Consider the following 19,024-nt stretch of genomic DNA (forward strand, 5'->3'; position numbering starts at 1 on the left):
TATCAAAGTGAGTTTTAAGTGAAATTTTAAATTGAAATGCCGATATATAATTAGTGAGGCATTTGGAGTAAAACGAACAAATGGCGCATACTAATTAATAATTGGTATAGACGAACTTCTGTGTATAATATCATATCTTAATGACACGAATTTTATTTTTATGCAACACTTTGTAATACTCTAACGTCTTTAATACAGAGAACAAAAAACATAAACCTATTGAGCTATGAAAGGATATAAAAAAATAATTTCACCGATTTTAATTTTATTAATTAGTGTTGCCACTGCTTTACCAACTTTTGCCGATGGTATTAGAGGAAATGGCAATGTAAAATCGGAACAAAGAGAAGTTGGCAATTTTGAAACCATTAAGGTGAACGGAGCTTTCACAATTTACTTATCGCAAGATGATGATTACAGCTTAAAAGTTGTTGCCGACGAAAATTTATTGGATGTTATTACCAGTAAAATGAAAGGTGATGTTTTGTACATTACTACTGAAAAGAGCATTTACAAATCAACAGAATTAAAACTTTATATTGGTTTTAAACATTTAAGCGAAATAAAAGCCAACGGTGCAATTTCTCTAAAATCCGATCAGGTTTTGAGATTCGACGAATTGGAAATTGAAATTAATGGAGCATCATCTGCCGATTTAGAATTAACTGCAAACTGTTTAAGTATCGACAATAGTGGTGCATCAACCATAAAACTTGCTGGTAAATCAGAAGAAATTGACATTGATATTTCTGGAGCTGGTAGTGTGAATGCAATTAATATGAAAGCACTAAAAGGAACCATTGATATTAGCGGTGTTGGTAGCGGAAAAGTTCATGTATTGGAAGAATTGAGAGTAAGTATCTCGGGAATTGGTTCAGTAAAATACAAAGGAGATCCTAAAGTTACCAGCGATATTTCATTCCTTGGAAGCTTGAAGAAATATTAGATCTAAGTATGATATCTATATAAATAAAAAAGCTCTGCATGTTTGCAGAGCTTTTTTATTTATTTGCATTGCAGAGGCGGCATTTAGCCGTCTTTACTTTAAAATTATCTTTTTTTATAACCGATAACAGCATTCGAAACCGAACGAGGTTCAGGTGGTAATGAAAAAATATTTCGTTCGTAATTCGAATTGTATGGCGATATATTTAAAGTTTCTCCATTTACAACCAATGTTGAACTTCCGCCTGGATCGAATCCCATGGCTTTAACAATATTGTACTTCTCCAAAATTTCAGCCATATCGAAATGTGTAGCTCCCACCGATTCTCGAATTCTACCATTAATGGTTAGTACATATAAATTACCTGTCTTATCAATTCCCACAGCAATTTTTGGACCTCTCATATCTGTAAAGTCCAATCGGGCGGCTTGTGTTTTTATAGAATTCTGTGTCTTCCATCCTTCCACTTTCATATCGATACATTGCTTTCCTTTATTTAGTAACATCGGACCTGCTTCAACAGCATGCAAAACATTCTCTAAACCGTTCAGCGTAATTTCAAGTTTGTCACCAACATTTGCAATTGCCGATTTCATCACCGATAATGGAATGCATAAAGTTAATCCAACAGGAATTTGTTTTACTTCCTTGGAATCGTAAATGATTTCTTTTACTGTATTTCCTGCCAATCGATATACAATACAATCTTTCGCTGGAATCATTTCTTCTTCGTACATTAAATCGAAGAAAGCGCATTTGTCTTCTTTAAATTCATTGTAATTTTTGGCATCAAATTGTAATTCGACATCATTTGTTTTTATTCTAATGCCCCTTTTACAATTTACTCTTTCAATATCTAGCTTACCAGATTTGTAGATTAACAATGCAGGCTTATTAAAGAGAGGCCCACTTAAGCACTTTCCGTTTGAGATTAATAATCCTAAAGGAGAACCAATATAGGATTCTGGTAAGCCCAATTTACCAACCAACTCTGGATTTAATATATAACCACCATTCCATGCAATTTTTGCTTGACACTTGTTAATTTCTTCAAACTCTTCTACAAAATTTGTTACCGTTTTTGTCTGCAATGAACTAACTGTGGTAAACTCCCAATTTTCATTATCATCTTGCACATTTGCCTTCGCTAAAATTCCATTCCATGGATATCCATCATCATAAATTCCTGTTACATTCGAGTATTCTACATCTGCTTTTTCCTGATCGGATTTTGATATATTTTCCAATATCAATTTTAATGGAGAACCCTTGGTTTGGGCATCTTTTTGTATCAATTGTAGCAATTCTTGCTCGCCTAACTTTTCACTTAATTCTTTAAATAAGTCTGAATGCAATAGTTCCGAAAAATCCTTAGCCGTTTGCACGGGAGTTGGGTAAGCTAAGGTTGAACGAACTCCTGCAGGAACAAATTGAATGTATCCTGTATTGTTAGGAATTCCCATAATATTTGCTGCCAATTCGGTTGTTACTTTACCAATATGAAATCTGTCCAGATTCAATATGTCTGTCATAAAAGCAGCATTTCTTCTGTTCGATATTAAGTAACCATTCTTATCCATTACTTTTCGTAATGTCAATAAAGCCTTCTCTCCCATTTGTGGAATATGAATTCCTACAGTTAAAGAATCAATCGACACTACTTGTAGAATTTTTTTATCGTACAAAAGTTTTAATTCCTGGTCGGAACCACACTCAATAAATTCACGAATATCGCTCGCGGTTGTCCAATTGGTTAAAGCTTCTTCTGGAGCAAATACATATACCTTTTCAATGTTTTTACCCTTTAACTTTTCCTTGCAAATCGGATCATGCATATCCATTCCCAATCGACTTTTAATGGAATTCAGAACAAAATATTCAAGCTCATATTTCACATACTTCCCGGGAAAATATGCCAATGGAATATTCTGTTTCATCTTCTTGAAAAGGAAACTTCTGTCATCAATAGAAATCATCGAAGAAGAGGTTAATTGAGAAAGAGCTAAATTTTTATCTATAAAAAACCTTGACGAACCACTCACCTTTCTTCCAATACCAGGAGGCAAATGTTTCGATTTAAGAAGATTTACCATACCCGATAATTCCTGATGTGTAAAATCATGAAACAGATAATAGTTTTTATTTCGATGTCGATAGGTAAAAGAATGGTCGTGTCTTATTGAAATCTCACCATTGCGAACAGCAAAAAGATTATCAATGGAGTTGTAAAAATTATGCACCTGTTCCAAACCTAAATTATCTGAATCCGGATGGTCTTCAATCTGTCGCTTTGCAAAATAAAAAGTGCCTCCCCTAATTTCTTGCTCTTCCATTCTAAACGAACTTGGATCAATTAACGACTTTAAATAAAGCATAAAACCTAATCTTCCATAGCCTGGTAAATAGTGTCTGTTTTCAGTATTAACAAGAGCTTTAACATCATCATTGGTAAACCTTACTTTTGATTTGTAAAACTTGTAAAGCTCTCCAACTTCGTTTAAGTTTTTCTGATTAGACTGTAATTGTAAATAAAGTTTTTTTACGATTTCTTCTATACCCGAATTTAAAGAATTGATGCTATATCTATTATCAATTACTTTTTTATTGTGACTCACACTTCGGTGATGAATGTGTGGAAAAAACACCTTCTCTATGGTTTCATTCACATGCGAATCAAGTATGCTTCTGCCAGTAAACTCAATAACTTTTAATCTTTCCTTCTCAGGCAGATGTTCACCAATAACTTCTGCATAAACATTTTCTGGTTGGTATCTTCTGCAGAATATAGGTACACCAGCTGCAGCAGCTTCTAAAATAGGTAAACCTCTCCCCTCTGTTTTCGATGGCAATAATATCAAAGAAGAAATACTGTATAATTCAGGAATACCAATAGGATGTTCAAAATGATTCTTAAATCTTTTTTTATCCATCTCACTAAACAAAAATCCCAAGTATACTCTTTTTCTAAATTCCGGATCAATACGTTCTAAAAGTTCTTGAAATCGTGTTAACAATTTTTGAAAATAAGGATATTGCCCTAAAGGAATTGGTCCGGTAATTAATATGGTAATTTTTAAATCTTCCGATTCTCTGATTTTTTCTTTTAAACTCTCAACTTGTAACATTTTACCAACAAGATCGAATCCCAATTCAATCCTTTTTCTTGAAATCACCCTGGTTGGTTGCAAAAAAATAATATTCTCAGACAAGAATTTATGCATCGCCTTTGTTTTGTATCCAATGTAAATGGGTTCGGGATTTTTCTTGCTCACCAATTTGTATTCCAATACATCTTTTACCGAATAGCTAACCAATGCTTTTTTGTGATACCGGCTTAGCATCTTCTCCATCTGGAAAAGAGATTCTATTCTTCTTCTCTTATCAATATTGTTGTATTCAGTAGAATCAACAGCCGTTCCAATTTCAGTAACATTTGCAGGATTGTGTCCTTTATAATGTATCAGGTATTCACTTTGCTTTTTGTTAATATTTACATTCATCCACGAACGCGATTCCCATGGATACAACACCTCCAGTTGTGAAAAAAATTCACCAAGATGTGAGTTCAGGAAGAAGAAATCACGAGGCCCTTTTTTCAATCCTTTTACCTCTTTGTTAATTTCAGAATTCCCTCCTTCCCAATAAAAATCATGATTATTATTAATTACAGGAATACCCATGTATTCAGAAACCAAAACTGTAGCCAAAGCAGCGGCTACATTTCCCGGATTTGAACACAAGTTTATAAGATATAACAAGCCAATATTATTATTATCTATATACGTAGCTAGCTTTTCACAAATGGAAAGAGTTTGATCCCAAAACTTTACAATCAAAGCATTGTATTCCTTACTTCCACGTTCCAATTTGGTAAAGTAGAAATCTTTGTATAGTGTCCAATCATCAAATCCCTGCATTTCTTCAATGGCAAAGGTTTTGGTTCTTGAATCCATAATCTTAGAAGCCTCTGGATAAAATTTACCAGCGATATAATGTATTTTAATATCATCGCCAAAATTGTACCGGAATGTTTTTGCATATTTCTCTACCTCTATACTAACACCATCAATAGAATAATAAAAGGTAGAAAAAGCAATCCCTTTTTTATTAATATTAGATTTAAACCTTTCAAAACTTTGATTAAACTCAACTACCGGAATTGATTTGTTTTCCTTAAAACGATCAATAAACAATCCTAAATCAAACCATGTTTTAATTTTTTCAGAACACAACATCTCCATCAATTCAGTAGCTTTCATAGTCATAATAGGCAGAATTCAGTTTAACAAAATTTCAAATAATATTCAAATTACGAAATTCTGGTAAATTGGTCAATAGCATATTGATTCAAACATATTTATACTATGAACTTGATAACTTAAAATAGCTTGCTAACTTTGAGCAACTATTATCGATATACATTAATTTATGAAGAGAAAATTGTTCTGGCGAAATATTATTTGGGCAATAATTATATTTATTTTGTGCTCTATTCCAGGCAACGATTTACCAAAAACATCTGCCATTCACATTCCACATTTCGACAAGATTGTTCACTTTGGAATGTTCTTTATTATGGGAATTTTTTTAATGGCTGAGCTAAGTTTTCAAACCAAGTTAAAAAAATCTCAAATAATTCTGATAACAGTATTTTTAGTTGCTGCTTATGGTGGTGCAATAGAATATTTACAGCAAAATTATTTTACAAATCGTAGTGGTGATTATATTGATTTAGCAGCAGATATTTTGGGAGGAATTGTTGCAATTTTACTTTATCCATGGATTAAAAAACAAAAGGACTTGCTGTTAAATCGCAAGCCCTTTAGTGAAATATCTTTTCTAAAGAAAATCTTATAGAGTTATATACTCATTCGTATTTTCCATTTCGGTAATTAATTGACCAATAGTTTTTCCTTTAAACAGATCATATATCTGTTTTCTGATGTGTCCAAACTGATTATGAACAGGACAAGCTGCTTGTGCTTTATCATCAGATTTACATGGACGAATTCCAATTAAACAATTTTCAAACATATCCAATCCATCAACAATCTCAACAATATTCATCAGGGTAATTTCACTTGGATCTTTACCCATTCCAAATCCACCGTGAGGTCCTTTTGTTGATGTTAGTAACTTTTGTCTTGCAAGACTTTGCAAAATTTTACCCAAAAATGGTGTTGGAATTTCCAGCTCCTCTGATATCTTCTTTATTCCTATTTTTTTGCCTTCTTTTGCATTTATCGACAAATAAATTACTGAGCGAATTGCATATTTACAAGTATTCGATAACATCTTTAATTTTTATTTTTACTCCACATTTATCTAACAATCAGGTCAAAGATAACAATAATTACAACTAATTAAGCATCTTTAATTCTTTAATTCCTTATTTATTATGATTCTTTTTATTATAAAAGCCCCATTTTACAAAGGAATCTTATCAATTCGCTTCTGGTGTCTGCCACCTTCAAATTCAGTATTTAGAAAGATTGTTGCAATTTCTTTTACCTCTTCAAATGAAATAAATCTAGCAGGAATACCACATATATTTGCATCATTATGCAATCTTGCTAAACCAGCAATTTCCGCAGTCCAACACAAAGCTGCACGAACTTTTTGGTGTTTGTTAGCTGTCATGGTAATACCATTTCCACTTCCACATAGAGTAAAGCCAAAATCAAACTCTCCTGCTTCAACTGCTGCAGCTAATGGATGAGCTGTGTCAGGATAATCCATACTTTCTTCAGAGTTAGTACCGAAATCTTTTACTTCATATCCCTCTGCTTTCAAAATTTCAGACAAATCATTTTTAAACTGAAATCCTGCATGATCAGCAGCCAATGCAATTCTTAGTTTTTTCATCTTATTAAAATTATTAAAGACAGTGTTGCCTTTATGTGGTTTTTGTTCAAGTTAATTTTGGAGTACAAAACTAAGTAAATTATATGAGTTGTTTTTAAAAAGACCAATTTTCCAATCCTAAAATCAGGCATTTTGTCTAAAACTGCATATTAAATGAATTGTTGAAACGCATCAATCTGAAATAAAACAGTTTAGCCAGACGCTTTCCACTTATGAACAGATTTGTTCACATTCAGTTAACATACTGTTGATTTTTCCTTATTAAAAATCCCAAAGTATTTTTTGGAACTAACAAAATTGAAATTGTATAGAAAAATATTTCCCAGGTACCAATTTTATTTTTTACCAGTGTTATCAAAGCTTTCAACCAGTTATCAACACTCTGTTAATATCTGCAGATAACTAAATTATCAAAAATCAGAGTTATCAACAAGAAGTTAATAAAGTATACATTTCACTATATTTCAGACTCTCTATATTAACAATTGGTGTTGATATCCTGTTATTAGACTATTTTCTAGCAGAAAAACAATAAAATTCATGCTCTCTTACCAACACTATTAACAGGATATAATAATCATCTTATTTTTTAGAAATTTTAAAAAAATTAATATTAATAATATGAGTGTTGATAATTGCGATAAGGGATAAAATCAAGATTGAAATTCAACAGTGAATTGTTGGGTGTGTTTACTTAATTATTTCAATGATTTTGTTATCTTGCAATCTATAGAAAATCCACACTGAAGAGAATGAGTTGGGAAGCTAAAAATTATTCGATACTTCTTGTTGAAGACAACAAATTGAATCAAACGGTAGTTAAATTTACTTTAAAGCGATATGGTTATTTAATCGATGTCGCTAATAATGGTTTGGAAGCTGTCGATATGTATAAAGAGGGAAATTATGATTTTATTCTAATGGATGTAATGATGCCAGAAATGGACGGATTAGAAGCTACAAAAATCATAAGAGAAATTGAAAATGGGCAGGAGCGCATTCCAATTATTGCTCTCACAGCCGATATAATGGTCGCTAACGAAGAAAAATGTATCGAGAATGGTATGGATGCACACTTGTCGAAACCCTTCGATGTGGACCATCTATTTAAGGTTTTAACAAATCTAGGTTTGTAATTCTCTATTCATGGTATCTTTCACAAATTTTTAACAAGCATTGTTTACTTTTGATTAAGGATTTCTACTGGAATTAAAGATTTTAAGATTATTTTTGTCGCATGGATGATAACCTGGACATACGAAGCCATAACTTTTCGGATAAAGAAAAAGAATTAGATAATAAACTAAGACCACTTCAGTTTTCAGATTTCCGTGGACAAAAGAAAATTGTTGAGAATCTAAATGTATTTGTTGCAGCTGCAAAAATGCGCGAGGAAGCATTAGATCATGTTTTACTTCATGGACCTCCCGGACTTGGAAAAACTACTTTATCAAATATTCTTGCCAACGAATTAGGAGTTGGATTAAAAGTTACTTCAGGACCAGTTCTTGATAAACCTGGTGATCTTGCAGGTTTGTTAACCAATTTGGAACCAAATGATGTTCTTTTTATCGATGAAATTCATAGATTAAGTCCTATTGTAGAGGAGTATTTATACTCTGCAATGGAGGATTTTAAAATTGATATCATGATTGATAAGGGGCCTGCAGCAAGATCAATTCAATTGGAGTTAAATCCTTTTACTTTAATTGGAGCAACAACTCGTTCTGGGTTGTTAACCTCACCTTTAAGAGCGCGATTTGGTATAAATTGTCATCTCGAATATTACGACCTGCCAATACTATCTAAAATAGTAGAACGTAGTGCAAGTATTCTTGATGTTGAAATTACTCATGAAGCAGCTGGAGAAATTGCATCAAGAAGTAGAGGAACACCTCGTATTGTAAATGCTCTTTTGCGTAGAGTAAGAGATTTTGCTCAAGTAAAAGGAAACGGATCCATTGATATAGAAATTACCAAATTTTCTCTTGAAGCTTTAAATATCGATAAGCATGGTTTGGATGAGATGGACAACAGGATTTTAAACACGCTAATTGATAAATTTAGTGGAGGACCAGTTGGAATATCTACCATTGCAACTGCAGTAGGCGAGGATAGTGGCACAATTGAGGAGGTATATGAACCATTTTTGATTAAAGAAGGATTCATTAAACGTACTCCGCGAGGAAGAGAAGTTACTCCTTTAGCTTATTCGCATCTTGGAAAAAACAATTTCAATGATCCAGAATTACTTTTCTAGAAATACTTTAATATGAAACGATTACTATCAATTCTTTATACGCTTGCAACGGTGTTAATTATTGTAGGCGCACTTTTTATTTTACAAGCTGAATCGTATGGAGTAGCCATTTTGGCTTCGGGTGTGGGCCTAAATATAGTTTACAGAATATTTAATTTGAATACTGAAAGAATAAGTCAATTAAAATTTTCTGAACTTTTAAAAGTATTAGGAATTATTTTAATGCTTGTAGCATGTATACTGATTTTTACAGATTATGATCAGAAGTATAACATGATGATTTTTGCAGTAGTACTCGATGTTATTATCAATTACAAAGAAATAACTCTTAAAACAAAATAGAAAAAGGAGCTTGTGACCAGCAAGCTCCTTTTAACATCCCTAGTAATTTTCCTAAATAGCAATATTCTTTCGAGTATTAGACGAAGAATATATTTCGTTAATATTTTGTTTCAATATAGCTTCAATTTTTTCTTTGAGTACAAGATTTGATTCTGAGAATTTAAATGGAATGGTAAAGTAGAATATTGAACCATTTCCCAAGTTTGAATCGATGTATAACTTGCCTCCAAGAAATTCAACCAATTCTTTGCTGATACTTAAGCCCAAACCAGCACCTGAATGTTCTCTGGTATATGAATTATCAACTTGGGTAAATTTCTTAAATATTTTTGCTTGTTGCTGATCACTTATTCCAGGTCCAGTATCTTTCACATAGAAAAGAATATTGTGTCTGTCCTGAATTGCACAACCAAAATCAATTTCTCCTGAGCTTGTAAATTTCAATGCATTATCAAGGAGATAACATAGTACTTTGGTTAGTTTTTTCTGATCAGTGAATATTTTATTATCACGTAAATCTTCGGTATAATTTAAAACCAAATTTTTACCGCTCATATTAATCTTTTGCCCGTAGGCCGAGTACAATGTAACCAGTAAATCATGTACTTCAATTTCTGATTCGTTGTATTCTAATGAACCGCTTTCTAATTGCGATAGTTCTAGGATTCTATTGAATAGATCCAGTAATTCTTTACTGCTCGATGACAGTATTTTTGTAAATTCATTTCGATCCTCTTTTGATAAAGTATCATCACGAAGAAGTTCTGATGCTCCTACAATCGCATTCATCGGCGTTCGAATTTCATGCGACATATTGGCTAAAAATGCATCCTTCAGCTTCTCGGTCTTTTCGAGCTGAGCTTGCGCTTCTGCTAATTGTCGTTGCAATTCTTTATATGTAGGACGTTTCTCCATTTAAATGAATTTGTCTTTAATTTCTTTACATTTCTTGATTATAGCCTACACTACAAGGCTCAACCAAATACATCTTTTAAAGATGCAATCATGAAAATATGGTATGGGAATTTTGTTAGACTAGAATGTCTTCATTTATCGACTTATCTTGGTAACCACCAAGTGTATTGTCTTGCTCCTGAATTGTTAATTCTTCAAAGGTATTCATATTGAATAAGATAAAAGAGTAGTAAATATAAAAAATACGATCTACTTATTCAAATTTTTCTTATACCAGGATATCTTCGTTAATACATTTGTCTTGGTATCCACCTTTAATGTTTTTTAAATCTTCAGTGTTTAATACTTCAAAATTTTTCATTGCTATTTTTATTTGGTCGTTAATAACTAGGAAAATACTTTTTGGAAAATTTGGATTACTATGGGTCGAGGTTGATTAAACAAGAATGTCTTCGTTAATACATTTGTCTTGGTAACCACCTTTAATGTTTTTTAGATCTTCGGTGTTTAATACTTCAAAATTTTTCATTGCTATTTTTATTTGGTCGTTAATAACTAGGAAAATACTTTTTTGGAAAATTTGGATTACTATGGGTCGAGGTTGATTAAACAAGAATGTCTTCGTTAATACATTTGTCTTGGTAACCACCTTTAATGTTTTTTAGATCTTCGGTGTTTAATACTTCAAAATTTTTCATTGCTATTTTTATTTGGTCGTTAATAACTAGGAAAATACTTTTTTGGAAAATTTGGATTACTATGGGTCGAGGTTGATTAAACAAGAATGTCTTCGTTAATACATTTGTCTTGGTAACCACCTTTAATGTTTTTTAAATCTTCAGTGTTTAATACTTCAAAATTTTTCATTGCTACGGGTTCTTTTTTTTAGTTTTTTAGGAAACATTTACACCCCTTTATTCCGGTTTTTTGAAAAAGGTAACCCTGAGATTGAAAGTTTTTTTAAAAAAAAGTGAAAAAAACTGTATATATTTAAATCCTTTTAGGAAAGATTGCGTACATAAGACATTGTTTCTAAGAAGATTAAGAAAAAACACTTGAGCGTGAAAAAAAATTTAAAAAAAATTCTACTTTTTTCTCTTTTACTTGTTTTGCTGGCAGGCGAAAACAAGAATTTAGCATTTACATCAATTTTTTCTGATGATCAGAAAACTGAAAATTTATCTCCAGATTCTGTTCTTGTTAGGCAGGTTAATCGGGCACTAGAATTTTACAAATCTCGAGAATATAATTATGCCGTACAGTCTTTTGAAAATGCTGTACAAACAATAGATAATGGGGGTGTTATCGATAAAAATATAGTTTATCGTACTTATGTCAATTTTGGTGTTATTAAAGGAAGGCTAGGAAAGAGAAGTGATGCATTAAAATATTATAGCTTAGCTGAAAAATTTATTGTCGATAATTATGGATATGAAGATTCTAAGCTTGTTCCAATCTATGTAAATACAGGAAATATATATAATGATTTACATGATTTATATAAAGCTCAAAGTTATTATGAAAAAGCACTATCAATCATAGGTGATAATAAGTCACGTTATCTTTCACAAATTAACAATAATCTTGGGAATAACTATTATAATAGGCATGAGTATAATAAGGCATTAGATTTTTTTAAAAAATCATTATTGATAAAAAAGGATATTAATGATAAAAATATATCATCTACTCTAAATGGGATTGCTAATTGTTATAAACAACTGAAAAAATATAAGGAAGCTGACTTATACTATCTGCAAAGTATTGATAATATTAAAAGTTTTGGTGATGAAAATCATTACAGATTAGGTACTCTATATCTAAATTACGGAATTCTTCAAAATGAAATTAAAAATAAGAATAGTGTTTTAAAATATTTTGATTTAGCCTATAATGTTTACTTGAGTAACTACGGAGCTAAACATCCAGATGTTGCCAATTGCTTAATGAATATGGGAGACTTTTATGGAGAACAAAAGCAAAATATTACTTCTCTAAAGTATTACCAAAAAGCCATTATTTCTGAATTGGATAACTTTTCGGATAGTACAATTTATGCTAATCCCGATCTAAACGAAATTGAACCGCAAATATTAATACTTAGTATTTTAAAAGGTAAGGCGAAGGGATTTTCAAATTTATACAAGGAAAATGAGAAAGTTAGTGACCTTGATTTTAGCTTGGATACCTATGATTTATGCCTAAATATTATTGATAAGATTAGAATTGGTTACCAGGATGAGCAAAGTAAGTTTGCTTTATCGCAGAACGAAAAAGATACCTATACCTTAGCAATTGAAATTGCGGTGCAATTGTATGAACTTACAAAGGATAAAAGCTATAAGGAGAGAGCTTTTAAATATGCAGAGCGATCGAAAGCAGCAAGTTTGATGTCTTCTTTGAATGATGTAAATGCCAAAAATGTAGGTGGAATTCCTGTTGAATTGCAGGAGGAGGAGCAACAATTGAGAAAAGATATTGCAAGCTATCGCGAAAAAATATACGAAGAACGTAAAAGGTTGAATTCAGATCGAAAAAAGATTTCGGAATGGCAAGGGAAATTGTTCGAATTGAATGAGAGTTATAATCAAATGGTACTTCGTTTCGAAAAAGATTATCCTAAGTACTACGATTTGAAATATAGGAATAATACTATTGAGATGTCGGAGCTTCAGTCCAGACTATCTTCCGATGAAATACTAATTGAATACTCTATTTCCGACTCCTCACTTTTTACTTTTATTGTCACTTCAGATTCATTTGAAATAACAAAACAAGAAATCAATTCAGATAGTTTAAATCACCATATCGAGGAGGTTAGGAATGCTTTAAAAACGAATGATTTTGCAGAAAATAGTTCCGAATTTTATCAGCGCTATACAAAATCAGCTTTTAATTTATACCAAACTTTTATTGGTCCGCATAGTAATGTAATTCAAAATAAGAAACTTGTTATTATACCAGATGGCAAGATGGCTTATGTGCCTTTTGGGGTTTTAATTAAGCAAGAAGCTAATCCTGATCGTATGAATTATCGGGACTTAGATTATCTAATTAAATCAAATACAATAACATACCAGAATTCTGCAACAATTGGTTTTTCAATTGAACCTGCCGGATTTAGTTTTACAACCAGTAAATCGGTATTGGCGTTTGCACCATCATACAATGGAATTGATGATTCAATTTTATATACCGAACGAGCATATAGAGATAAGTTGTATCCTTTGCCATATACCAAAGAGGAGGTTAATAATATTTCGCACGTAATGGAAGGTGATTTGTACTTGGATGATTTTGCCACCGAACAAAATTTTAAAGATCATGCAAGTGATTATGATGTTCTTCACCTGGCCATGCATACAATTATTGATGATGAGAACCCTATGTATTCTAAACTGGTTTTTACTCAAACAAGTGATACGGTTCAGGACGGATTATTGAATACGCACGAAATTTATAACATGAATTTTAACGCCAGAATGGTAGTTTTAAGTGCTTGTAATACAGGAGATGGTAAGCTTTTAAAGGGTGAAGGTGTTATGAGTTTGGCCAGAGGATTCTTTTATGCTGGTTGTCCTAGTATTATTATGACCTTATGGACGGTTGAAGATCAAACCGGATCTAATTTAATGACCAACTTTTATGGCTATCTTTCGCAAGGATTCGAGAAGGATGAAGCTCTTCGCCAGGCTAAGTTAAAATATCTGGAAACTGCGGATCCTCTCAAGTCACATCCTTATTTTTGGTCAGGATATGTTACCATGGGTGATGTTGAACCATTATATGATTTCGATATAATGAATAACTTGGTTTATTTTGGATTTGGTGGTGCTGTTTTGTTGTTACTAATCGTTTTTAGGAGAAGAATTAGAAGAAGAGTAGCATAAGAATTAAAAGGTATAATTTGAAAGCCTGAAACATTGTTTCAGGCTTTTTTACTTTTTGGGTAGCAAAGAGGTTTAAACTTGCTAAAATCTGTTATAATGATTTGTAATCTTTGTATCAAAGTTGATTGGTATTAAAAATGGTTTCTACATTTTACAGAGATAATTCTGTAAATAAAAGATGTTTGTACTCTATTAAGTAGTAAGAGTCTTTTAGTTGAGATGAAATATATAAGATTTATACCACTAGAATTTAATAATTTCTCTTTTAAAATTATAGGGTAAAAAATAATTCTATAAGTAGATCATGTATTATTTTCATAGAGTAGATATGTAGAAAAAAGGAAAGCCGCTCAATCTAATTGAACGGCTTTATATATGTGTTAATGAATGAGTGTAATCTATTCCAGCTTACTAAGAATTTCCTGAGCTTTTGCTTTATAGAAACTATTTCCTCGAGCAATTGTATTAAACTGCTTAATGGCTTTATCTCTTTCATTAGTCATTAAGTAGCAAAAACCTATGTACCATTCGGATTGTTCTATAAACAAGTTGTTTTTATGCTTTATTACTCTAGTAAAATTCTTATTTGCTTTATGATATTCATTAATTTCTAAATTAGAAATACCTGAATAAAAGTTACTCGTAATATTTGTACTATCCTTGTCTAATATTTGCCTAAATAGGGTTAAAGCCGTGTGATAATCCCTAGCTTCGTAACTCTTTAATGCTGTAACAAGCATATTATCTATATTAGCATCCGCCGAACGAGTATTTACTATCGCATATGGTTTGTAGTAATTACTGTATACTTTTTCATTGGAATAGGAGTTCTTGTTATTTACAAGAAACATTAAACTACCTAAACCAATAAACAATGCTAATGAAGCGGCAACAATATTCCATTTGGTTAGATATTTAAATTTGCGCTTCTCTTGTTCTTTAGGAGGTATTTCTATTGCATCTAGCTTGCTTCTTAGATCCATAATGTCATTTTCCATTATAGCCTCGTCAACCTCTTGGTGTAAATCCAGCTCCATTTGTAAGTCTGGATCATCCAGAAGGTCCTTTTCAAATTCCTTTAGCTGGTCGTCAGATAAACCACCATCTAGGAAATCTTCAATACGGTCAAAATTCATATCACTCATCATATACTTCTTTAAATTCATTATCACTTTTAATACTCTCTATCAGCATTTGTTTACACTGATGTTTCCTTTTCTTTGCATACTTCTCACTCTTATAGCCCATTATATCGGCAATTTCTTTTAGTGAGATTTTGTCTAAAGCAAGTTGAAGAACTTTCTTACAATCCGGGCCAAGTTTTTGAAAGTGTTTCTGATATAGTCGGTACCTCTCAGTTTGGTCATAAGTCTCAGAAGCTTCGTCTAATCGATTATCCAGAACTCCTTCCGAATTGATTTCATTGCTGTTCTTTTTCTTTTCAAGTTGCTTTAACCACAAAAGTCTGCAAATGGAATAGATGTATGTTTTAAAGTTACAACTAAGAACCAACGGTTCTTTTTTCATTTTACGATAGATTACAATAATAGCTTCTTGGAAAAGATCGCGTGCATCCTCCTCGTTCCCATTATTGTTCTCGATAAAATTGCGAATACTCGGAAAGAACTTTTTGTAGATGTAATTTAATACATCATTATTGCTCATACTTATTCCCTCAAGTATCGCTTCAGTAGTGTAATCCATATTTTCTATCCCTTTATTCCTTTTATGGCAAAAAGGTAACCCTCAAAAAGTGAAAAAAATTTAAAAAAATATCAACCTTACACGTAAGTAATTGAAAATCAAATGAGTGATAAATAAAAAAAACTGTTTTTTTTTCGTCTTTTTTTTATTTATTATCATAAACCAAAGCAATATACTACTTATATTCAAATTTGGTTACTGCTAAAGCTTATTTTTTTATGATGAAATTATAAAAAAGTGGTGTAAGCGTACTAAAAAAGGAAGTGAATGCCTCATTGTAAAAGTCTAGTAAAGCAATTATGCTTTAAATTTTATATCAAAATTAAAATATGCAGATTGTATTTGAGGAATCGGTTTTAATAATTCTGATTTTTGAGAATTGAAAAAGTAATCTATCCAACTAAAAAAATAAATGCAAAATTGAAAAAAGGTATATAACAAAAAAATCGGCTTTCATATGAAAACCGATTTTTGTGGGCGATATAAGATTCGAACTTATGACCCCTTGGGTGTAAACCAAGTGCTCTGAACCAACTGAGCTAATCGCCCCTGTTATTGGGAAATTTTGCTTTTTTGTGGGCGATATAGGATTCGAACCTATGACCCCTTGGGTGTAAACCAAGTGCTCTGAACCAACTGAGCTAATCGCCCTTGCCCTTAAAAGCGATGCAAATATAAGATGGAATATTTTTATCTGCAAGAATAATTTTCAAAAAAATGAAAAAAATATTTCTGAATGACCCTAATATTCGAGGAAAGCTTTAATTTTATCACTCGTAAAAAATTGATACTATGGATAATAATTTAGAGAAAGACTGGAATAGTTTGTTATATAAAATTTCTGAAGAATTTAATGTTGCTGCTGATTTAAATGGAACTTTGCTTTTAATTGGCATACAAGAACGAGGTTTAGGGTTTAAGGAAACTTATTCAAAAGAGGAAAAGTGGGATCACATCGATTTAGCAACATGTACACTGCTTATGAAATGGAATTACTATTCTATCAAAGGATATGATGAAGACAATTGGCCTATATTTGTAAAGAACAAACTGGTTCCACCCTTTTCAAAGGACAAAGAAAATCAATTGTTAAAATCATCGATTGTAGAATATTTTAAAGACAATGGATATTTGAACGATTAAATAACAAACCTATACACATTAAAATGAAGAAACTACTTTACCTGGCCTTAATACTTTCAATGGTATCTTGCCAACAAAAATTAGAATTAGGAAAGAGTAACAGAATTGTAGAAATTGAAACTGAGTATGGTGATATCAAAATTAAGCTATATGACGAAACACCACTGCATCGTGATAATTTCGTAAAACTTGCCCATGCAGATTATTTCGATGGTACATTGTTTCATAGAGTAATTGATGGATTCATGATACAAGGGGGAGATCCTGATTCAAAAGCAGCCAAACCTGGTGTTAGATTAGGAGAAGGCGGTCCGGGATATCAAATAGATGCTGAGTTCAATCCTGCTTTATTTCACAAGAGAGGAGTAATTGCAGCAGCTAGAGAGGGTGATGCAGTTAATCCACAGAAGAAATCATCTGGATCTCAATTTTATTTGGCACAAGGTAGAGTATATACTCAAGGAGGATTGGATACCTTGTTAATGAAATTGAATGATAGAGTTAAAAATCAAATCTTTGAAAAGGCTCAAAAAGATAAGGCTACTGAGATTATGAAATATCAATCGGAAGGTGACATGGATAAGGTTTCAGAATTGATTGATAAGATTCAAGTTGAAGTTGACTCTATTTTTGTGACTCAGCAAATTAAGTTTACGCAGGCTCAGATTGATGCTTATACAACAGTAGGCGGAATTCCTCACTTGGATGGTAATTATACTGTTTTTGGTGAAGTAATTGAAGGAATCGAGTTTATTGATAGTATTGCTAAAGTGAAAAAGGATCAATTTGATCGCCCATTAAAGGACGTATCTATGAAAATAAAAATCGTTCAATAAAAGAATAGAATGAATATGAGAGCTCCGAAATTATTTTCGGAGCTTTTTTTGTGATGAATTTTAATGATATCTATCTTAGTTCAGTTTTTTAAAAAGAATAACAATGAGAAAATTAACCATACTTCTGATTTTATTTTTATTTCAATTTTCTGCGAAGAATACTTTTGCCCAAGGAACCAATTCAATAATTCTAATTGAGACCAATTTGGGTAATATGAAGGTCATGCTTTACAAGGAAACACCCAAGCACAGACAAAATTTCTTACAATTGGTGGAGAATGATCATTTCGATGGCACTCTTTTTTATCGAGTAATAAAGGGATTTGTTGCTCAAGGAGGATCTCAGGATTCAAGAAATGCACCAGCAGGTAAAGCCATTGGATACGGAGATGCAAATAGAACCATACAATCTGAATTCATTGAACAGTTTTTTCATAAAAAAGGAGCGCTTGCTTCGCCACGACAGCCAGATAAGGTGAATATTTTTAAAGAATCGGATGTATCGCAGTTCTATATTGCACATGGAAGGGTATTTACCAATGAAGAATTGGATGTCATGGAAAAGGAGGTTAATGTTCCTCTAAGGAAAAGAATTGTGAAGAGATATTTGACTCCGAAAAAAAGAGAGATTTTGGATTCCTTAAAAAAGGCCAAAAAGGTAACAGAGTTTCGTGCAATTGCAAAAAAAATAAAAGAATCAATTGAGTTTGATTACGATGCATCAGCTGAAAAATTGGAGTTCACACCTGAACAAAGAAAAGCATATACCACAGTTGGTGGAGTACCACATTTAGACAATAATTATACAGTTTTTGGTGAGGTAATTAGTGGAATAGAGGTTTTGGATAAAATTGTAAAGCTTCAAACAGATTCCAACGATCGACCTTATACCGATGTAAAGATGAAAGTAAAAATCTTAAAGTATTAACCTGAGTTCGATTTAAAATATCAGACACAGAAAAGCATATTTATTAAAGTAAAGATTGGATGAAGATGATTTTTTCAAAGAATTTGCCTGCTTTTGGCATAAATTTCCTCAAATTATCTTGAAATATCCCGATATTCCTTCGAAAATTTGAGAAAATTTCTACTCAAAACCAGTGTAAACTGTGACAATATTTTA

Annotated in this window: 19 protein-coding genes and 2 tRNA genes; 9 read left to right on the plus strand and 12 right to left on the minus strand. The window is 31.9% G+C overall.

Annotation, left to right across the window (positions count from 1 at the left end):
- Positions 1-226 precede the first annotated feature (226 nt).
- Positions 227-946 (plus strand): head GIN domain-containing protein, encoded by a 720-nt coding sequence (locus BXY64_RS00205; protein ID WP_120237998.1) that lies wholly within the window; start codon positions 227-229, stop codon positions 944-946.
- A gap of 104 nt (positions 947-1,050) precedes the next feature.
- Here BXY64_RS00205 and BXY64_RS00210 read toward each other — a convergent pair whose 3' ends face one another.
- Positions 1,051-5,211 (minus strand): phosphodiester glycosidase family protein, encoded by a 4,161-nt coding sequence (locus BXY64_RS00210; protein WP_120237999.1) that lies wholly within the window; start codon positions 5,209-5,211, stop codon positions 1,051-1,053.
- A 163-nt stretch (positions 5,212-5,374) separates the two neighbouring features.
- Between BXY64_RS00210 and BXY64_RS00215 the strand changes: the two genes are divergently transcribed.
- A complete protein-coding gene (locus BXY64_RS00215) occupies positions 5,375-5,803 on the plus strand; it encodes a VanZ family protein (RefSeq protein WP_120238000.1) in 429 nt (142 codons plus the stop codon).
- Here the strand turns inward: BXY64_RS00215 and BXY64_RS00220 are convergent.
- Positions 5,798-6,241 (minus strand): RrF2 family transcriptional regulator, encoded by a 444-nt coding sequence (locus BXY64_RS00220; protein ID WP_120238001.1) that lies wholly within the window; start codon positions 6,239-6,241, stop codon positions 5,798-5,800. The two genes, BXY64_RS00215 and BXY64_RS00220, sit on opposite strands and share 6 nt — an antisense overlap.
- A gap of 132 nt (positions 6,242-6,373) precedes the next feature.
- Positions 6,374-6,811, minus strand: a complete 438-nt coding sequence (locus tag BXY64_RS00225; protein ID WP_120238002.1) for an RpiB/LacA/LacB family sugar-phosphate isomerase — start codon at positions 6,809-6,811, stop codon at positions 6,374-6,376.
- Positions 6,812-7,563: 752 nt separating this feature from the next.
- On the opposite strand from BXY64_RS00225, the gene BXY64_RS00230 reads away from it, so the two are divergent.
- The 3 genes from BXY64_RS00230 (at position 7,564) to BXY64_RS00240 (ending at position 9,413) form a co-directional block, all read left to right on the plus strand.
- Entirely contained in the window at positions 7,564-7,947 is a 384-nt protein-coding gene (locus tag BXY64_RS00230; protein WP_120238003.1) for a response regulator, read from the plus strand.
- Between the two features lie 101 nt (positions 7,948-8,048).
- Positions 8,049-9,071 (plus strand): Holliday junction branch migration DNA helicase RuvB, encoded by a 1,023-nt coding sequence (gene ruvB, locus BXY64_RS00235; RefSeq protein ID WP_120238004.1) that lies wholly within the window; start codon positions 8,049-8,051, stop codon positions 9,069-9,071.
- Between the two features lie 12 nt (positions 9,072-9,083).
- Positions 9,084-9,413 carry a hypothetical protein gene (locus BXY64_RS00240; RefSeq protein WP_120238005.1) on the plus strand — a complete coding sequence of 110 codons (330 nt, stop codon included), beginning with the start codon at positions 9,084-9,086 and terminating at the stop codon, positions 9,411-9,413.
- 51 nt (positions 9,414-9,464) lie between these two features.
- Here BXY64_RS00240 and BXY64_RS00245 read toward each other — a convergent pair whose 3' ends face one another.
- From BXY64_RS00245 to BXY64_RS21650, 5 genes are all read right to left on the minus strand, one after another.
- Entirely contained in the window at positions 9,465-10,328 is an 864-nt protein-coding gene (locus tag BXY64_RS00245; RefSeq protein WP_120238006.1) for a sensor histidine kinase, read from the minus strand.
- 268 nt (positions 10,329-10,596) lie between these two features.
- Positions 10,597-10,689: a bacteriocin class II family protein gene (locus tag BXY64_RS00250; RefSeq protein ID WP_110362312.1), complete on the minus strand. Its 93-nt coding sequence runs from the start codon at positions 10,687-10,689 to the stop codon at positions 10,597-10,599.
- A 75-nt stretch (positions 10,690-10,764) separates the two neighbouring features.
- Complete coding sequence (locus BXY64_RS00255) at positions 10,765-10,857, minus strand: bacteriocin class II family protein (protein WP_110362312.1); 93 nt, start codon at positions 10,855-10,857, stop codon at positions 10,765-10,767.
- A gap of 76 nt (positions 10,858-10,933) precedes the next feature.
- Positions 10,934-11,026 (minus strand): bacteriocin class II family protein, encoded by a 93-nt coding sequence (locus BXY64_RS00260; protein WP_110362312.1) that lies wholly within the window; start codon positions 11,024-11,026, stop codon positions 10,934-10,936.
- Positions 11,027-11,102: 76 nt separating this feature from the next.
- Positions 11,103-11,195, minus strand: a complete 93-nt coding sequence (locus BXY64_RS21650; protein WP_110362312.1) for a bacteriocin class II family protein — start codon at positions 11,193-11,195, stop codon at positions 11,103-11,105.
- A gap of 194 nt (positions 11,196-11,389) precedes the next feature.
- Here BXY64_RS21650 and BXY64_RS00270 point away from each other — a divergent pair, with 194 nt between their 5' ends.
- Positions 11,390-14,218, plus strand: a complete 2,829-nt coding sequence (locus BXY64_RS00270; protein WP_147375836.1) for a CHAT domain-containing protein — start codon at positions 11,390-11,392, stop codon at positions 14,216-14,218.
- 398 nt (positions 14,219-14,616) lie between these two features.
- Here the strand turns inward: BXY64_RS00270 and BXY64_RS00275 are convergent, their stop codons facing one another.
- The 4 genes from BXY64_RS00275 to BXY64_RS00290 form a co-directional block, all read right to left on the minus strand.
- The gene (locus BXY64_RS00275) at positions 14,617-15,384 is read right to left on the minus strand and encodes a hypothetical protein (protein ID WP_120238008.1); all 768 of its coding nucleotides are present in this window, start codon (positions 15,382-15,384) and stop codon (positions 14,617-14,619) included.
- A complete protein-coding gene (locus BXY64_RS00280; RefSeq protein ID WP_054721661.1) occupies positions 15,356-15,922 on the minus strand; it encodes an RNA polymerase sigma factor in 567 nt (188 codons plus the stop codon). Before BXY64_RS00280 ends, BXY64_RS00275 begins: the two co-directional genes overlap by 29 nt.
- A 474-nt stretch (positions 15,923-16,396) precedes the next feature.
- A tRNA-Val gene (locus BXY64_RS00285) sits at positions 16,397-16,471 on the minus strand.
- A gap of 27 nt (positions 16,472-16,498) precedes the next feature.
- A tRNA-Val gene (locus BXY64_RS00290) sits at positions 16,499-16,573 on the minus strand.
- A gap of 141 nt (positions 16,574-16,714) precedes the next feature.
- Between BXY64_RS00290 and BXY64_RS00295 the strand changes: the two genes are divergently transcribed.
- The 3 genes from BXY64_RS00295 to BXY64_RS00305 all read left to right on the plus strand — a co-directional run bounded on the left by BXY64_RS00295 (position 16,715) and on the right by BXY64_RS00305 (position 18,829).
- Complete coding sequence (locus tag BXY64_RS00295; RefSeq protein WP_120238009.1) at positions 16,715-17,065, plus strand: hypothetical protein; 351 nt, start codon at positions 16,715-16,717, stop codon at positions 17,063-17,065.
- A 23-nt stretch (positions 17,066-17,088) separates the two neighbouring features.
- Positions 17,089-17,901 (plus strand): peptidylprolyl isomerase, encoded by an 813-nt coding sequence (locus BXY64_RS00300; protein ID WP_120238010.1) that lies wholly within the window; start codon positions 17,089-17,091, stop codon positions 17,899-17,901.
- A gap of 103 nt (positions 17,902-18,004) precedes the next feature.
- Entirely contained in the window at positions 18,005-18,829 is an 825-nt protein-coding gene (locus BXY64_RS00305; protein ID WP_120238011.1) for a peptidylprolyl isomerase, read from the plus strand.
- Positions 18,830-19,024 lie beyond the last annotated feature (195 nt).

The organism is Marinifilum flexuosum, assembly GCF_003610555.1.
In the GTDB taxonomy this organism is placed as follows: Bacteria; Bacteroidota; Bacteroidia; order Bacteroidales; family Marinifilaceae; genus Marinifilum; species Marinifilum flexuosum.

What these genes read in the sequence shown, in the direction of transcription:
- BXY64_RS21650 (WP_110362312.1), bottom strand. Translation starts at nt 11,195, where the DNA reads ATGAAAAATTTTGAAGTATTAAACACTGAAGATTTAAAAAACATTAAA.
- BXY64_RS00245 (WP_120238006.1), bottom strand. Translation starts at nt 10,328, where the DNA reads ATGGAGAAACGTCCTACATATAAAGAATTGCAACGACAATTAGCAGAA.
- BXY64_RS00275 (WP_120238008.1), bottom strand. Translation starts at nt 15,384, where the DNA reads ATGAATTTAAAGAAGTATATGATGAGTGATATGAATTTTGACCGTATT.
- BXY64_RS00250 (WP_110362312.1), bottom strand. Translation starts at nt 10,689, where the DNA reads ATGAAAAATTTTGAAGTATTAAACACTGAAGATTTAAAAAACATTAAA.
- BXY64_RS00305 (WP_120238011.1), top strand. Translation starts at nt 18,005, where the DNA reads ATGAGAAAATTAACCATACTTCTGATTTTATTTTTATTTCAATTTTCT.
- ruvB (WP_120238004.1), top strand. Translation starts at nt 8,049, where the DNA reads ATGGATGATAACCTGGACATACGAAGCCATAACTTTTCGGATAAAGAA.
- BXY64_RS00300 (WP_120238010.1), top strand. Translation starts at nt 17,089, where the DNA reads ATGAAGAAACTACTTTACCTGGCCTTAATACTTTCAATGGTATCTTGC.
- BXY64_RS00220 (WP_120238001.1), bottom strand. Translation starts at nt 6,241, where the DNA reads ATGTTATCGAATACTTGTAAATATGCAATTCGCTCAGTAATTTATTTG.
- BXY64_RS00225 (WP_120238002.1), bottom strand. Translation starts at nt 6,811, where the DNA reads ATGAAAAAACTAAGAATTGCATTGGCTGCTGATCATGCAGGATTTCAG.
- BXY64_RS00215 (WP_120238000.1), top strand. Translation starts at nt 5,375, where the DNA reads ATGAAGAGAAAATTGTTCTGGCGAAATATTATTTGGGCAATAATTATA.
- BXY64_RS00205 (WP_120237998.1), top strand. Translation starts at nt 227, where the DNA reads ATGAAAGGATATAAAAAAATAATTTCACCGATTTTAATTTTATTAATT.
- BXY64_RS00260 (WP_110362312.1), bottom strand. Translation starts at nt 11,026, where the DNA reads ATGAAAAATTTTGAAGTATTAAACACCGAAGATCTAAAAAACATTAAA.
- BXY64_RS00230 (WP_120238003.1), top strand. Translation starts at nt 7,564, where the DNA reads ATGAGTTGGGAAGCTAAAAATTATTCGATACTTCTTGTTGAAGACAAC.
- BXY64_RS00280 (WP_054721661.1), bottom strand. Translation starts at nt 15,922, where the DNA reads ATGGATTACACTACTGAAGCGATACTTGAGGGAATAAGTATGAGCAAT.
- BXY64_RS00255 (WP_110362312.1), bottom strand. Translation starts at nt 10,857, where the DNA reads ATGAAAAATTTTGAAGTATTAAACACCGAAGATCTAAAAAACATTAAA.
- BXY64_RS00210 (WP_120237999.1), bottom strand. Translation starts at nt 5,211, where the DNA reads ATGACTATGAAAGCTACTGAATTGATGGAGATGTTGTGTTCTGAAAAA.
- BXY64_RS00240 (WP_120238005.1), top strand. Translation starts at nt 9,084, where the DNA reads ATGAAACGATTACTATCAATTCTTTATACGCTTGCAACGGTGTTAATT.
- BXY64_RS00295 (WP_120238009.1), top strand. Translation starts at nt 16,715, where the DNA reads ATGGATAATAATTTAGAGAAAGACTGGAATAGTTTGTTATATAAAATT.